Here is a 15,355-nt window from a genome sequence, read left to right as displayed (position 1 = left end):
CCGCCGCTGCACTGATGGCCGGACAGGGGGACATCGGGCGCTGGGTGGAGCGCTGCGGATCAGATATCGGTCGATGGCTGCGACAGGGCCTGCTGTGGCTGCTGCTGGCCCTTGCACTGCCGGTGGCAGCGCAGGAGGGGGCTCCGCCACTGCGAGACTACGCCATTGATGTATGGACGTCGCGCAACGGCCTGCCGCACAACTCGCTGCGCGACATCGCGCAGACCCCCGAAGGCCACCTCTGGTTCGCCACCTGGGAAGGCCTGGTGCGTTACAACGGGCTGGATTTCACCGTGTTCGACCGCAGTACCCGCCCGGGCCTGCGCGACAATGGCATCGGCGCGCTGTTCGTCGACCGCCAGGGTGGGCTGTGGATCAGTGATTCGCGGGGCAATGTCAGCCATCGCGGCAACGATGGCCAGTGGCGTGTCTGGGAGCACCAGGCCGATACCCCGCAGGTCCTGATCCAGTCCATGCAGATGGACAGCCAGGGCCGCCTGTGGCTGCTGTATGAAGGCAAGGGCATCGGCTATCTGACGCCGGACACCGGCATCGTCTACCAGGCTCCGGCCGCCGACCTGCCGATGGCGATGAGCTTCACCAAGCTGGTGGTCGATGCGCAGGACCGGGTCTGGGCCGGCACGTTGGATGGACTGGTGCTGCGCGACAACGATGGCGTGCTCAAGCGGGCGCCCGCGGCGTGGGGGCTGGGCGCCGGCAGTGGCCTGTCGTGGCCGTACCGCGCTCCGGATGGCGCGCTGTGGATCGTCGCCGGCGAGCGCCTGTACCGGGTGGAGGATGATCAGCTGGTGCTGATGCACCGCCTGCCGGGGCAGCTGCACCTGACCTCGATGCTGCAGGATCGCCATGGTGACCTGTGGCTGGGCACCGAGAACCAGGGCCTGCTGCGGATCTCAGCGCATGGCCTGGAGCGCCTGCCGGCGGGCCTGAACCTGCCGGGTGGGCGCGTGGTCAGCCTGCGCGAGGATGCCGAGGGCAGCATCTGGGTGGGTGCCAACGGTGGCCTGTACCGCCTGCGCGAAACACTGTTCAGCAGCTACACCGAGCGCGATGGCCTCAGTGGCGACTATGTGCGGACCGTGTTCGAGGACCGCGAACGCCAGCTGTGGGTCGGCAGTGCCAGCGGCCTCGACCTGCAGGCTGCTGATGGCCGCTTCCGCGCGATGCCGCTGCACAACCGCGGCGGCAAGGCACCTTCGGTGCTCAGCCTGGCGCAGGGCCCGGACGGTGACCTCTGGGTCGGAACGTTCGGTGATGGCGTCTACCGTCTTGGCCCCGATGGCCGGCTGCGGCACAACTATGCCGCCGCCGATGGCATGCCGGGCGGCAACATCCGCGCGATCAGCGTGGACCCGCAGGGTGTGGTCTGGGCCGGCACCCAGAAGGGCGTGGTCCGCATCGACGGTGACCGCGTGCAGGTATCAAGCGTTGCGGGCATGCCCAGCGGCCTGATCACCGCGCTTGAGCACGATCACCAGGGCAACCTGTGGATCGGCACCATCGAGGGCATCCGCGTACTGCGCGGCGACCACGTGCAGTCGATCGACCTCGCGCCGATGGGCGGTGGCCGCAGCGTGTTCGGCTTCCATCAGCTGGGTGACGCGATGTGGATCAGCAGCGACCGTGGCCTGTACCGCTGGCGCAACGGCACGCTGGCACGGGTGGGGCTGGAGCAGGGCATGCCGGTGGATGCGGTGTTCCAACTGGTGCCGGATCGCCTTGGCAACGTGTGGATAAGCAGCAACCGCGGCGTGCTGCGCACCGACATGGCCACCCTCAACGCCGTGGCCGATGGCCGCGCACCCCGGGTGGTGGTGGAGCGCTACAACGAGATTGACGGCATGGCCAACGCGCAGGCCAACGGCAGCTCCGGGCCATCGGCGATCCTGCGCCAGGACGGCACGTTCTGGGTGGTCACCGCCGGAGGCCTGAGCACCGTCGATCCGCAGCGCCTGCAGCGTTTCCGCGAGCGTCTTTCACCGCCGGCAGCGATTGAAAGCGTGCAGGTGGATGGCGCACCGGTGCATTGGGAAGGCCCGGACCGCAACTACATTCCCGGCGGCCGCCGCTTGGCGGTGAGTTATGTCGGCCTGAGCTACCTGATGTCTGACCGGATCCGCTACCGCACGCGGTTGGACGGCCTGGATACGGGGTGGGTCGAACGCGGCCCGCAGCGCAGCGTGGAGTTCGTCGGCCTGCCGCCAGGCGACTACACCCTGCACGTGGCCGCTGCCCATCCGAGTGGCAGCTGGGGCCAGCAGGAAGCGGTATGGAGCTTCACCGTGGAGCCGTTCTGGTGGCAGCGACGCAGCGTGCAGGTGCTGGGTGGCCTGTTGCTGCTGGCCGGGCTGGTGGCGCTGTACCGGCTGCTGCTGCAGCAGCTGAAGGCCAGCAACCTGCGCCTGGCACGGCGCGTGGACGAGGCGACCTTCGACCTGCAGGCCAAGACCGTGCACCTGCAGGCGCTGAACCAGGAAAAGACCGAACTGGCCGAGCGCCTCGCACGCCAGGCCGAGGCATTCGAACGGCAGGCCCGCGAGGATGCACTGACTGGCCTGGCCAACCGCCGTGCCTTCGATGAAACGCTGGCGCGTGACTTCGCGCGTTCGCAGCGCAGCGGTCATCCGCTGTGCCTGGTGGTGCTGGATATCGACCACTTCAAGGACGTCAACGACCGCCACAGCCACAGCATCGGTGATGCGGTGCTGGTGCAGGTGGCGCGGTTGATCGCCGCCGCCAGCCGCGACTCGGACCTGCCGGCGCGCACCGGCGGCGAAGAGTTCGCGCTGCTGCTCAACGACACCCGTCTGGAGGAAGCCGCACAGCTGTGCGCGCGCCTGCGCGGCCTGTTCCACGACCACCCCGACTGGGCCGGCGTGGACGGCCTGCGCGTGACCTTCAGCGCAGGGCTGGTGGAGCTGGATGCCGACGACCGTACCCCGGCGTTGCTGTACCAGCGTGCCGACCGCGCGTTGTACCGCGCCAAGAGCGATGGCCGGGATCGAACGAGCATCGGTTGATTGCATCCACGCATGGCGTGGATCTACCGTCCGGTGAGTGGTGGGTGCGGACTGTTGGTCCGCACTGCGTGGATGCGGTTGCGCCGTTGGCTGGCTTACCGCGGCCAGGCGTTGGCGATGGTGCAGAACAACCGCGCGGTCTGCTCGGTGTCATATACCGCGCTGTGCGCCTCGTTGGCATCCCAGCCCAGCCCGGCGGCGGTGGCCGCACGCGCCAGCACGGTCTGCCCGTAGGCGATGCCGGCCAGGGTCACCGTATCGAACACGCTGAAGGGATGGAACGGATTGCGCTTGTGGCCGGTGCGCGCCACGGCGGCATTGACGAAGCCGAGGTCGAAATGCGCGTTGTGGCCGACCAGGATCGCGCGCTGGCAGCCGTACTTCTTCATGGCCGCGCGTACCGGGGTGAAGATGTGGTCCAGTGCCGCCTTTTCTTCCTTGGCCAGCCGGAACGGGTGGTCGAGGATGATGCCGGTCACTTCCAGCGACTTCGGGTCGATCTCCAGGCCCTCGGCCGGCACCACGTGGGCACTGGCGGTCTGGCCGGGGTAGAGCAGGCCGTTCTCGTCCATCTCGATCGGCACGGCGGCGATTTCCAGCAGCGCGTTGCGCTGGCTGTCGAAGCCGCCGGTTTCCACGTCCACCACCACCGGCAGGAAGCCGCGGAAGCGTTGTGACATCGCGCGCTGCGCCTGGGGGACTGCGGAATCGTGAGCGGCGGCAGGTGCGGGGGTGGGGTCAGTCATGCGTGAATTCTAGCAGAGCGACCCTGAGCGCCCGGCCAGCCCTCGGTGCATGCGTTCCCTGCGCGGGCGTGTGTCGACCAAGGTCGACACCTACCGGGGCACCGCGCGCTCAGGATTCCGGTAGGTGCCAACCTTGGTTGGCACACGGTGCGCCGACCAGGTTTGGCGATTACCGGACTGCTGGCCGTGCAGGCGTGGCCGAGGGAGACCACCGCGCCAACCACGCATCCACGCTCAGCCTGCCGGCGCCGGTGAAGATCAGCGGCAGCAACATGGCCATGAACAGCACCGGCAGCTTGAAGTTGCCGAAGCCCTGGTCAGTGATCGCGTAGCCCATGGCCAGGTCGGCCAGCGAGTTCCACTCCATCGGCCAATGCACCGCATAGGTGGCCACTACGGTCAGCACCAGCAGGCTGGCGGCGGCAAACCGGGTGCCGAAGCCAACCAGCAGGCAGGCCGCGCCAATCAGCTCGAACCAGGTTGCAAGCTGCCAGTTCAGGGTGGCCGGCAGCTGGTCGAACGGGAACGGGAAGGCGTCCTGCAGGTCGGCGAACCAGTTCTGGCCGTGCAGCTTTTCGCGGCCGGATTCGAAGTATTCCCAGGCCAGCAGCAGGCGCAGGCCGAGCGGGGCCAGCCAGGGGGCGAGACGGTCCAGCTGGCCGCGCGCGGCGGCCAGGGTCGGAAGGTTCATCGGTGGTTCTCCGGGGGGAAGGGGCGTCAGCCAGGGACTGTGAGCGGGCCGATCACGCCGGCCTGCAGGAACTGCTGCAGTAGTGCAGCACCGGGTTCGGCCAGCGCCTCCTCAGCCAGGCCGTGCGCGGCGGCCAATTGCCGCAGATAGGCATGTCCATCGAGGCCGGGTTGTTCGCCGATGCTGGACAGCAGGTATACCGCCAGCGGGCTGAGTGCGGCGAAGCGCACTTCGCCGTCAGCCTCACGGCGCACCAGCAGGCCGGTCGGCTCGGTGGGCGGCTGCATTGGTGCATCCTCGGCGCCCAGCCGGTGCACCGGCCACTGGTACAGCAGCGGCCACGCCAGCGGCGAGCGTTGCAGTGGCACCCGCAGCGGATCGATCTCACCCCGCACCGGCAGCGGCTCGGCAGGAAGCTGGTACAGCGCGGTTTCCACCCACTCGTAGTGGGCCAGCTCGGCCAACGCCGGGTGCGGCAGCTGCGGCTGTGCCTGCAGCCACTGCACGAATTCGGCGGCCAGTTCGGTGAACAGCGGCGTCTGGCAGCGATGGGTGGCGAAGTAGTGGCGCACCAGGTCGCTCCAGGCCGGTTCGCCGAGCAGGCGCACGCAGACCGGGAAGCCGTTGCTCAACAGGCCGAGCAGGTTGTTGAACAGCAGCCGCTGGTACACCGCGACCCGGCGTGGTTCCAGCCCGGCGGGTGCGGCCACCGCCTGCGGATCGCGCAGGTGTGCGGTGAACGCATGCTGCTGTGCGCGCAGAGTGTGGGAGGTATCAGCCATGGGCGATACCGGTATGGCGGGACTGCAGGCGGCGGATGGTCTGCAGTTCGCCCTGCAGCTCGGCGTACGGGGGGAAGTTGAAATCGCGTTCGAGCAGGGTGGGGCGTGGGCCGATGCGCGCGTAGGTACGCGCCAGCAGCTCCCAGACCGGGTCGATCACCGCGCTGCCATGGGTGTCGATCTTCAGGTCCGGTGCCTCGTCCAGGTGCCCGGCCACGTGCAGGCAGACGATGCGCTCTGCGGGTAGCCCGGCAATGAAGCTGTCGGCATCGTAGCCGTGGTTGCAGGCGTTGACGTAGACATTGTTGACGTCGAGCAACAGGTCGCAGTCGGCTTCGGCGAGCACGGCATTGGTGAAGGCCAGTTCGTCCATCGCCGGCTCCGGCGCCAGGTAGTAGGACACGTTCTCCACCGCGATGCGGCGACCCAGCAGGTCCTGCACGTGGGTGATGCGTGCGGCGGTATGGCGCACGGCTTCGTCGGTGAACGGAATCGGCAGCAGGTCGTACAGGTGGCCGTCGTCGCTGCAGTAGCTCAGGTGCTCGCTGTACAGCGGCACGCGGTGCTTTTCCAGGAACTGGCCGACCTGTTCCAGCAGCTGCGTATCCAGTGGCGCGCTGCCGCCCAGCGACAACGACAGGCCGTGGCAGCTCAACGGATGGCGCTGCGCCAGTTCGGCCAGTGCATCCCCGGCGGGACCACCGACATGGATCCAGTTCTCCGGCGCGCATTCGAGGAAATCGAAGTCGCCTGCCGGGGCGTCACGCAGGTCCTGTAGCAGCGCCCGGCGCAGGCCCAACCCGGCGGCCGCCGCACGAAGCGGCGACCGCGGGTGGACGAGGCTGGCGCGGACGTCAGTGCTTGCCACCGCACTTGCCTTCGCCGCACTTGCCTTCAGCCGACTTCTTGTCGCCTGTCTTGGCAGCGGCTGCACCAGCAGCCTTGCCCTTGTCGGCACCGCACTTGCCTTCGCCACACTTGCCTTCGCCAGCCTTGCCCTTGTCACCGCCGCACTTGCCTTCAGCGGTCTTGCCGTCGGCGCCGCACTTGCCTTCGGCGTGCTTGGTATCGGCAGCCTTTGCCGCCTGGCCAGCCACCAGGTAGCCCTGGGCCAGGTCGCTCATGCTCAGGGCCGAGGCACTGGCGGTCATGCCCAGGCCGGCGGCCAGGGCCGTAGCGGTCAGCAGGGACAGGGTCTTGTTGGAACTGCTCATCGGTCTTACTCCTAGGTGGTGGGCAGGCGCCCGGGGTGAATCGATGGTGCAGCGATCCTACTCAACGAATCCTCGCCAAGAACTCAAATTTTCGTGAGATTTGTTACAGAGCGGGAGACCGGTGGCCGGAACGCCCACAACAAAAGGGCCGCTGTCACCAGGACAGCGGCCACCTTGGAGTCAACTCCGGTGTTGCAGTGCAGCGTCAGGGCTGGCCGGTGCTGGAGGTTTCATCGCGTTTTTCACGCGGCGGCAGCGGCTGCTCGCCATGCACCAGGAACCACACGTTCTCGGCGATGTTGGTGGCGTGGTCGCCCACGCGCTCCAGGTTCTTCGCCATGAACAGCAGATGCGTGCAGGGGGTGATGTTGCGCGGGTCTTCCATCATGTAGGTCAGCAGCTCGCGGAACAGCGCGGTGTACTGCGCGTCCAGTCGGGCGTCGTCCTCGCGCAGCGCCAGCGCAGCATCGGCATCGTTGTCGCGGTAGGCGGCAATGGCACGACGGACCTGCTGCGCGGCCAGGCGGCCGAGCGCCCGCAGGCCCTGGATCTGCGGCAGCGGCGGTACCTTGCCCAGCGCGATCGAACGCTTGGCAACGTTGGCCGCATAGTCGCCGATGCGCTCGATGTCGGCCGGGATGCGCAGGCCGGCCAGGATCTCGCGCAGGTCGCGCGCCATCGGCCCACGCAGCGCCAGGCGCATCACGTCATGGCTGATCTGCTGCTCCAGCGCATCGATCGCTTCGTCGTTGGCGATGATGCGATGGGCGGCGTTCTCGTCGCGCTTCTCGATCACGTCCATCGCCGCTTCGAGCTGAGCGACGGCCATCTCGCCCATGCGCACGATTTCGGCCACCAGCCGCTGCTGTTCTTCGTCGTAGCTCTTGACGATGTGGTCGTTGGGAAGATTCATGGTCTGCAATCCGGGTAGAGCCAGGCCATGCCTGGCTGGCGTGATTTGTAGAGTCGAGCCATGCTCGACTGACATTGTCTGTCTGTCGACTGACGTTTCAGCCGAAGCGACCGGTGATGTAATCCTCGGTCTGCCGCTGCGACGGCTGCGAGAAGATCACTTCGGTGCGGTCGTGCTCGATCAGGTCGCCCAGGTACATGAAGGCGGTGTAGTCGGACACGCGCGCGGCCTGCTGCATGTTGTGGGTGACGATGACGATGGTGTACTCGTGCTTGAGCTCTTCCACCAGCTGCTCGATGCGGCTGGTCGAGATCGGATCCAGCGCCGAGGTCGGCTCGTCCAGCAGCAGCACCGACGGGCGCAGGGCCACGGCACGGGCGATGCACAGGCGCTGCTGCTGGCCACCGGACAGGCCCAGTGCGCTCTGCCCCAGCTTGTCCTTCACTTCGTCCCACAGCGCGCCCTGGCGCAGTGCCTGCTCGACGCGGTCGGCCATGTCGGCCTTGCTCAGCTTCTCGTGGTGGCGGATGCCGTAGGCCACGTTCTCGAAGATGGTCATCGGGAACGGCACCGGCTTCTGGAACACCATGCCGACCTTGCTGCGCAGGCGGTTCATCGGGTACTTCGGCGACAGGATGTTCTCGCCGTCCAGCAGCACTTCACCACGCGCCTCCAGCTTCGGGTACAGCGCGTAGATGCGGTTGAAGATGCGCAGCAGGGTCGACTTGCCGCAGCCGGAGGGACCGATCAGCGCGGTCACGCGCTTTTCCGGGATCTCCAGGTTGATGCCCTTCAGGGCATGGAACTTGTCGTAGTAGAAGTCCAGTCCACGCGCAGCCAGCTTCACCGGCGACGGCGTGTGCAGGCTCTCGTGCGAGGACGGCACGGCGATGCGCTGCATCGGCACGGCGTTGGAAAGGTCGTTCATGGCGTTATCCACGGAAAGGTCAGTCATGGGAGATACGGTTGCGCAGCAGGATGCCGCGGGCGGCAAGGCTGACCAGCAACACGAAGACAGTCAGCACCAGGGCACCGGCCCAGGCCAGCACCTGCCAGGATTCATACGGGCTGCCGGCGAACTGGTTCATCACCACCGGCACCGAGGCCATCGGCTGGAAGATGTTGTTGTTCCAGTACTGGTTGCCGAAGGCAGTGAACAGCAGCGGTGCGGTCTCGCCGGAGATGCGGGCCAGCGCCAGCAGGATGCCGGTGATGATGCCGGCCGACGCACTGCGGTACAGCACCTGCACGATCACCTTCCACTGCGGGATACCCAGCGACAGGGCTGCCTCACGCATCTGCGAGGGCACCAGGCGCAGCATCTCGTCGGTGGTGCGCACCACCACCGGCAGCACGATGAAGGCCAGCGACAGGGCACCGGCGAACGCCGAGAAGTTGCCGCCGGTCTGCATCACGTACAGCGTGTAGACGAACAGGCCAAGCACGATGGACGGCGCCGACAGTAGGATGTCGTTGACGAAGCGGACCACGGTGCCGGCCTTGCGGGCGTTGCCGTACTCGGCCAGCCAGGTGCCGGCAAGCACGCCCAGCGGGGTGCCGATGCCGATCGCCAGCGCACACATCACGGCACTGCCGAAGAAGGCGTTGGCGAGACCGCCTTCCTGCATCGGCGGCGGCGTCATCTTGGTGAACAGATCCCAGTTGATGCCGGCCAGGCCCTTGGAGGCCAGGGTGAACAGGATCCAGCCCAGGAAGAACAGGCCGAACAGGGCGGTGGCGCAGGAGGCGGTGATCGCAACGACGTTGCCGATGCGGCGGCGCAGGTACAGCGAATCAGCGGTGGTGGACATCAGTTGCCCTCCTTGCGGGACAGGCGCATCAGCATCAGGCGGGCGATGGCCAGCACCACGAAGGTGACGATGAAGAGGACGAAGCCGAGCAGCAGCAGGGCCGAGCGGTAGGTTTCAGTGGCTTCGCCGAAATCGTTGGCGATCAGTGCGGCGATGGTGGTGCCCGGCTCCAGCAGCGACGGCGACAGGCGCACGCTGTTGCCGATCACGAAGGCCACTGCCATCGTCTCGCCGAGGGCGCGGCCGAGGCCGAGGAAGATGCCGCCGATCACTGCCGAGCGGGTGTAGGGCAGGACGATGTCCCAGCTCACTTCCCACTTGGTGGAGCCCAGCGCGTAGGCCGATTCCTTCAGGCGGGTCGGCACGGTCAGGAACACTTCGCGCATCACCGAGGAGATGAACGGAATGACCATGATGGCCAGCACGAAACCGGCGGTGAGCATGCCGATGCCCAGCGGCGGACCCTGGAACATCGGGCCGATGATCGGCCATTCGCCCAGCGTCTCGTTGAGGAACGGGGTGACGTACTCGGTCATCACCGGCACCAGCACGAACAGGCCCCACATGCCGTAGATGATCGAGGGAATGCCGGCCAGCAGTTCGATGGCTGTACCGACCGGGCCACGCAGCCAGCGCGGCGCGACTTCGGTGAGGAAGAAGGCGATGCCGAAGCTGACCGGCACGGCGATGACCATCGCGATGAGTGCGGTGACCAGGGTGCCGTAGATCGGGGCGAGGGCGCCGAACTTGTTTTCGACCGGATTCCAGTCGGCGGAGAAGAAGAAGCTCAGGCCCTGCATCTGCAGGGCATGGCGGCCGCCCCACAGCATCGACAGCGCGGCGCAGGCCAGCGCGATCAGGACGAAGATGACGGTGCCGACCAGCACCCATCGGAACAGTTTGTCGTTGCGGGCATCACGCGCATCACGCGTGGACGGGGCGGCTACAGGCTGGGCGATGGCATTCATGGGGACGGCAGGGCCAGGAAGGGGCGGGGCGGCACGGCGTGGAAGAAGCGGTGCCCGCTCGGGGCGGGCACCGTCGTGTCCATCACTTCAGGTCGGTCGCCCAGTAGGCCTCGATCTGCTTGACCAGTTCGGCCGGCAGCGGCACGTAGTGCAGCTCGTTGGCCTGGGCCTGGCCGTTCTCGAAGGCCCACTTGAAGAAGGCCAGGGTGTCCTGGTTCCGCTTGGCGTCCTTCGGCTGCTTCTGCATCAGCATGAAGTTGGTGGCGGTGATCGGCCACGCCTGCTCGCCCGGGGCGTTGGTGATGACCAGGTTGAAGTCCTTGGCGCTGGCCCAGTCGGCGCTGGCAGCCGCAGCGGCGAAGGTTTCCGCGCTCGGCTCGACCCAGTTGCCGGCGGCGTTCTGCATGGCGGTGTACGGCATGCCGTTCTGCAGCGCGTAGGCCAGTTCGACGTAGCCGATCGAGCCCTTGATCTGCTTCACGTAGGAAGCGACGCCTTCATTGCCCTTGCCACCGACGCCGTCCGGCCACTGCACCGAGGTGCCTTCGCCGACCTTGCTCTTCCACTCCGGGCTGACCTTGGACAGGTAGTTGGAGAAGTTGAAGGTGGTGCCCGAACCGTCCGAACGGTGGACCAGGGTGATCTTGCCGTCCGGCAGCTTCACGCCCGGGTTGGCGGCGACGATGGCCGGGTCGTTCCAGGTCTTGACCTTGCCGAGGAAGATGTCGGCCAGCAGGGCGCCGCTGAGGCGCAGCTTGCCGGTTTCCAGGCCTTCGATGTTGACCACCGGCACCACGCCGCCGATGGCGGACGGGAACTGGGCCAGGCCGGCCTGGGCCAGCTCTTCGCTGCTCAGCGGCTTGTCGGAGGAACCGAAGTCGACGGTGCCGGCCTTGATCTGGGCGATACCGCCACCGGAGCCGATCGACTGGTAGTTGATCTTGGCACCGGTGCTGGCGTTGTAGTCAGCCGACCACTTGGAGACCAGCGGGAAGATGAAGGACGCGCCCGCGCCGGACACTTCGGCGGTCACCTTGGCACCGGCAGCGGCCGGGGCGGCGGCACCGTCGGCAGCCGGCTGCTGCGCGGCCTGCTTGTCGCCACCGCAGGCCGACAGGCCCAGGGCGATGGCCAGGGAAAGAGCGGCAAGGCCGGCCGAGTGCAGTTTCATGGTCACTCCATAGCGGGGAAGAGCCGACGTCGTCGGCGGATGCGGCTATGAAATGATGTTTTTGTTACAGCCGTATTACGACCATGACAGAGGTGTCCTGGATCACGTTCTGACAAGGGTTTCACGGGGTTGGCCTCCATCCGGAAGCTCCCCGGAGACCCCGGATCTGCGCACCGATATGACGGCAGGCACAAGGTACAGCCGAGCCCACGCTCAGCTGCTCCCTGCCCTCGGTAGGTGCGGACCGTTGGTCCGCACGCTCCAGCACCCAGCCGAGCGTGGGCTCGGCTCTACAGAGGCAGGTGCCCCCAAAAACAAGAAGAGCGCGAGATCTCGAGGATCTCGCGCCCGGGGTGGGATCGGCGGGGGAGAGAGGACCCGCCGATCCCGTTCCTGCGGGGGAACGCGCTTGCTTACTTCAGGTTCTGCGACCAGTAGGTCTCGATCTGGCGGACCAGGCTGTCCGGCAGCGGCACGTAGTCCAGCTGGCGGGCCTGGGCATCGCCGCTCTTGTAGACCCAGCGGAAGAACTCCTGGGTGGCCTTGCCGTTGGCAGGGTTCTTCGGCTTCTTGTGCACCAGGATGAAGTTGGTGGCGGTGATCGGCCAGGACTCGGCGCCCGGGGCATTGGTCATCACCAGGTAGAAGTCCTTGGCGCTGGCCCAGTCGGCGCTGGCAGCAGCGGCGGCGAACGAGGCGTCGCTCGGCTGCACGAAGCGGCCGGCGGCATTCTTCATCGCGGTGTACGACAGCTTGTTCTGCAGCGCGTAGGACAGTTCGACGTAGCCGATGCCGCCCTTGATCTGCTTCACGTAAGCGGCAACGCCTTCGTTGCCCTTGCCACCGATGCCGGCCGGCCACTGGACCGAGGTGCCTTCACCGACCGAGCTCTTCCACTCCGGGCTGACCTTGGACAGGTAGTTGACGAAGTTGAAGGTGGTGCCCGAGCCATCCGAACGGTGCACGACGGTGATCTTGGCGCTCGGCAGGGTCACGCCCGGGTTCAGTGCGGCGATGGCCGGGTCGTTCCAGGTCTTGATCTTGCCCAGGAAGATGTTGGCCAGCACGGTGCCGTCCAGCTTCAGCGCGCCCGGGGCGATGCCGGCAACGTTGACCACCGGCACCACGCCGCCGATCACCGACGGGAACTGGGCCAGGCCCGCAGCAGCCAGTTCTTCCGGCTTCAGCGGAGCATCGGAGGAGCCGAAATCAACGGTCTTGGCCTTGATCTGGGCGATACCACCGCCGGAACCGATCGACTGGTAGTTGACCTTGTTGCTGGTGGCGGCGTTGTAGTCGGCCGACCACTTCGACATCACCGGGTAGATGAACGAGGCGCCCGCGCCGGTGATTTCAGCGGCGTTGGCGGCGAACACGGACGACGCTGCGAAGACGGCAACGGCAACGCGCGACTTGAAGGCGTGGATCACGGGGTGGCTCCTGGGTTGATTGGGATGCGGGGTTACCCGCCCGGCGCACATTCCATAACGGTTCGATGACAGCGCAGGGACCGTTGTATGACGCAACCGTTACAGCGCTGCCCGGCGCCCGCACAGCCAGGGGCGTGAAGGTTCTGAGTGCTGCGGGCAACGTGATGACCATGCGCCGGAGACGGCCGTGGCCCGGTTGCGATCACGTTCTATATGTCGCTGATGGACTGCCCGGTGTGGTCGTCAATGCCATCCCGGCCTGGCATTCCGCAGTGATGCCGCGTCATCCACACGAAACCACCAATGCAGTTGAGCGCTGCGCGGCGGTCGGCCCGGGCCGGGACGCTGATACGTGACGCCATATGCCGCAAGGGATCGACAAGCATGTGGCGGCAAATGAGTCGTACGCATGACCGCACGAAGAAATCTGTGGTTGGTGCTCAGGTTGTCATTCGGCTGTCATGGTTTTAACGGAATGTTCGCAAAACGCTTGACCGGCCAGCCGGCGTGGCGTTCTGCCCAAGCCATTCCAACCCTCTGGAGAAATCCAAAATGCGTTCCCATTTGCTCGCCGCCGCGGTCGTTGCAAGCCTCGGTCTGGTTTCCGCCGACGCCTTCGCAGCTCCCGCCAGCACGGGCGTATCCCAGGCACAGCTGCAGCAGCTGCAGGCGCAGATCGCTGCCCTGCAGGCCCAGGTCCAGCAGTTGCAGAACGATTCGCAGGCGCTGCAGGCACAATCTGACGCGCAGTCCGAAGTGAACATCACCCAGGCCCAGGCCCTGGAAGGTGCGCAGAAGACCCAGACCAGCGTCGACAAGCTGGCCAAGCTGGTCAATGACAACAAGATCGGCGGTCGCATGTTCTTCGACCTGACCAACATCGACAAGACCAGCAACGGCAAGGACACCGCCGCCAGCGGCACGGGTCTGGACGTCAAGCGCTTCTACCTGACCGTCGACCACAAGTTCAACGACATCTGGTCGGCCAACCTGACCACCGACTTCCAGTACAGCTCGGCCATCGGCAACACCGAACTGTTCGTCAAGAAGGCCTACGTGCAGGGTAGCTTCGACCCGGCCTTCAATCTGCGCGTCGGTGCCGCCGACATGCCGTGGATTCCGTACGTCGAGAAGTTCTACGGCATGCGTTATGTCGAGAACACCCTGACCGATCGCCTGAAGTACGGCAACTCGTCCGACTGGGGTCTGCATGGCTTCGGCAACCTGGGCAACAACTTCAACTACGCGGTCTCGGTCGTGTCCGGCGCCGGTTACAAGAACCCGACCCGCAGCAAGGGCATGGACGTGGAAGGCCGCGCGGCCTATACCCCGAACGAGAACTTCGTGGTTGCCGTCGGTGGCTACAGTGGCAAGCTGGGCAAGGAAACCGACATCCAGAGCGCCGAGAACACCTACACCCGCGCCAACGCGATGGTGGCCTACGCCAGCAGCGACTTCCGCGTCGGTGGCGAGTACTTCCAGGCCAAGAACCTCAACAACGTGATGACCGTTGCCACCGACAAGACCAGCGGCTGGTCGGTGTGGGGCAGCGTGCGCGTCACCGACGGCGGCATCAACGTGTTCGGTCGTTACGATGACACCGACGTCAGCAAGACGCTGGACCCGACCCTGAGCGACAAGTACTGGAACGTCGGCGTCGAGTTCCCGGTCATGAAGAACCTCAAGCTGTCGACCGTGTACAAGTACACGCACCTGGCCAACGCCAGCGACAAGAAGAACGACAAGACCAAGGAGTTCGGCGTCTGGGGCGACCTGTCGTTCTGATGTCCTGAAGCACTCTTGTCTACAAGCAAAGACGGCGGGCCCTGTGCCCGCCGTCCTTGTTTTGTCACACCACGAACGCGTTCACGCCTCGGCCGTGGTCTTTTCCTTGAACCGGCACAGGTCGGCGATCACGCAGCCCGGGCAATCCGGCTTGCGCGCCTTGCACACATAACGTCCGTGCAGGATCAGCCAGTGATGCGCGTCGAGCAGGAACTCGGCCGGAATCACCTTCACCAGTTTGTCTTCCACTTCGCGCACGTTCTTGCCCGGGGCCAGGCCGGTACGGTTGGAGACGCGGAAGATATGCGTGTCCACCGCCATCACCGGCTCACCGAACGCAGTGTTGAGCACCACGTTGGCGGTCTTGCGGCCCACGCCCGGCAGCGCTTCCAGTTCATCGCGATCGCGCGGCACTTCACCGCCGTGCTTCTCCAGCAGGATCGCGCAGGTGGCGATCACGTTCTTCGCCTTGGCGTTGAACAGACCGATGGTGGCGATGTACTGCTTCAGCCCGTCCTCGCCAAGCGCGAGGATCTTTGCCGGGGTATTGGCCACCGGGAACAGGCGGCGCGTGGCCTTGTTGACGCCCACGTCGGTGGCCTGCGCCGACAGCGCGACCGCCACCAGCAGTTCGAACGGTGAGCTGTACTTTAGTTCGGTCTTCGGGTGCGGATTGAGTTCGCGCAGGCGGGTGAACATCTCCACCACGTCGGCGCGCGGCATGCTGCCACCGCGTCGCGCCGGCGCGCGCGGGGTCTTCTTCGCAGCGGCCATTACTGCTCCTTGCCGGTGGCGCGGGCCTT

General features: G+C 66.2%; 14 protein-coding genes. 2 read left to right on the top strand and 12 right to left on the bottom strand.

The window, feature by feature from the left end; all coding sequences use genetic code 11:
• The first annotated feature begins 14 nt into the window (after positions 1-14).
• Entirely contained in the window at positions 15-3,041 is a 3,027-nt protein-coding gene (locus tag QRO95_RS13785) for a ligand-binding sensor domain-containing diguanylate cyclase (protein ID WP_121503830.1), read from the top strand.
• A 95-nt stretch (positions 3,042-3,136) separates the two neighbouring features.
• Here the strand turns inward: QRO95_RS13785 and rnt are convergent, their stop codons facing one another.
• From rnt to pstS (QRO95_RS13730), 11 genes are all read right to left on the bottom strand, one after another.
• The gene (gene rnt / locus QRO95_RS13780) at positions 3,137-3,721 is read right to left on the bottom strand and encodes a ribonuclease T (RefSeq protein ID WP_005408782.1); all 585 of its coding nucleotides are present in this window, start codon (positions 3,719-3,721) and stop codon (positions 3,137-3,139) included.
• Positions 3,722-3,956: 235 nt separating this feature from the next.
• Positions 3,957-4,478 (bottom strand): DoxX family protein, encoded by a 522-nt coding sequence (locus QRO95_RS13775; RefSeq protein WP_121503829.1) that lies wholly within the window; start codon positions 4,476-4,478, stop codon positions 3,957-3,959.
• Positions 4,479-4,504: 26 nt separating this feature from the next.
• Positions 4,505-5,260 carry a DUF2063 domain-containing protein gene (locus tag QRO95_RS13770; protein WP_032127952.1) on the bottom strand — a complete coding sequence of 252 codons (756 nt, stop codon included), beginning with the start codon at positions 5,258-5,260 and terminating at the stop codon, positions 4,505-4,507.
• Positions 5,253-6,128 (bottom strand): DUF692 domain-containing protein, encoded by an 876-nt coding sequence (locus QRO95_RS13765; protein WP_180855169.1) that lies wholly within the window; start codon positions 6,126-6,128, stop codon positions 5,253-5,255. The genes QRO95_RS13770 and QRO95_RS13765 overlap by 8 nt, the downstream gene beginning before the upstream one ends.
• Positions 6,115-6,474, bottom strand: coding sequence for a hypothetical protein (locus QRO95_RS13760; protein ID WP_285302810.1), 360 nt, complete (start codon positions 6,472-6,474; stop codon positions 6,115-6,117). The genes QRO95_RS13765 and QRO95_RS13760 overlap by 14 nt, the downstream gene beginning before the upstream one ends.
• 205 nt (positions 6,475-6,679) lie before the next feature.
• Complete coding sequence (gene phoU, locus QRO95_RS13755; RefSeq protein WP_008265615.1) at positions 6,680-7,387, bottom strand: phosphate signaling complex protein PhoU; 708 nt, start codon at positions 7,385-7,387, stop codon at positions 6,680-6,682.
• 97 nt (positions 7,388-7,484) lie between these two features.
• Entirely contained in the window at positions 7,485-8,315 is an 831-nt protein-coding gene (gene pstB / locus QRO95_RS13750) for a phosphate ABC transporter ATP-binding protein PstB (RefSeq protein WP_005408788.1), read from the bottom strand.
• 19 nt (positions 8,316-8,334) lie between these two features.
• Entirely contained in the window at positions 8,335-9,198 is an 864-nt protein-coding gene (gene pstA, locus QRO95_RS13745; protein ID WP_032127902.1) for a phosphate ABC transporter permease PstA, read from the bottom strand.
• Positions 9,198-10,166 carry a phosphate ABC transporter permease subunit PstC gene (gene pstC, locus QRO95_RS13740; RefSeq protein WP_008267250.1) on the bottom strand — a complete coding sequence of 323 codons (969 nt, stop codon included), beginning with the start codon at positions 10,164-10,166 and terminating at the stop codon, positions 9,198-9,200. Before pstC ends, pstA begins: the two co-directional genes overlap by 1 nt.
• 82 nt (positions 10,167-10,248) lie before the next feature.
• Complete coding sequence (gene pstS, locus QRO95_RS13735) at positions 10,249-11,337, bottom strand: phosphate ABC transporter substrate-binding protein PstS (protein WP_049399479.1); 1,089 nt, start codon at positions 11,335-11,337, stop codon at positions 10,249-10,251.
• A 413-nt stretch (positions 11,338-11,750) separates the two neighbouring features.
• Positions 11,751-12,767 carry a phosphate ABC transporter substrate-binding protein PstS gene (gene pstS, locus QRO95_RS13730; RefSeq protein ID WP_049463600.1) on the bottom strand — a complete coding sequence of 339 codons (1,017 nt, stop codon included), beginning with the start codon at positions 12,765-12,767 and terminating at the stop codon, positions 11,751-11,753.
• Between the two features lie 552 nt (positions 12,768-13,319).
• Here pstS (QRO95_RS13730) and QRO95_RS13725 point away from each other — a divergent pair.
• The gene (locus tag QRO95_RS13725; protein WP_032127900.1) at positions 13,320-14,552 is read left to right on the top strand and encodes a porin; all 1,233 of its coding nucleotides are present in this window, start codon (positions 13,320-13,322) and stop codon (positions 14,550-14,552) included.
• Positions 14,553-14,633: 81 nt separating this feature from the next.
• On the opposite strand, the gene nth is transcribed toward QRO95_RS13725, so the two are convergent.
• Positions 14,634-15,326, bottom strand: coding sequence for an endonuclease III (gene nth / locus QRO95_RS13720; protein ID WP_285302820.1), 693 nt, complete (start codon positions 15,324-15,326; stop codon positions 14,634-14,636).
• Between the last annotated feature and the right edge of the window lie 29 nt (positions 15,327-15,355).

The organism is Stenotrophomonas maltophilia group sp. Smal13 (assembly GCF_030236855.1).
Classification (GTDB): Bacteria; Pseudomonadota; Gammaproteobacteria; order Xanthomonadales; family Xanthomonadaceae; genus Stenotrophomonas; species Stenotrophomonas maltophilia_A.
Note: the sequence above shows the minus strand (reverse complement) of the source record. Positions and strands in the feature narration are given on the sequence as shown.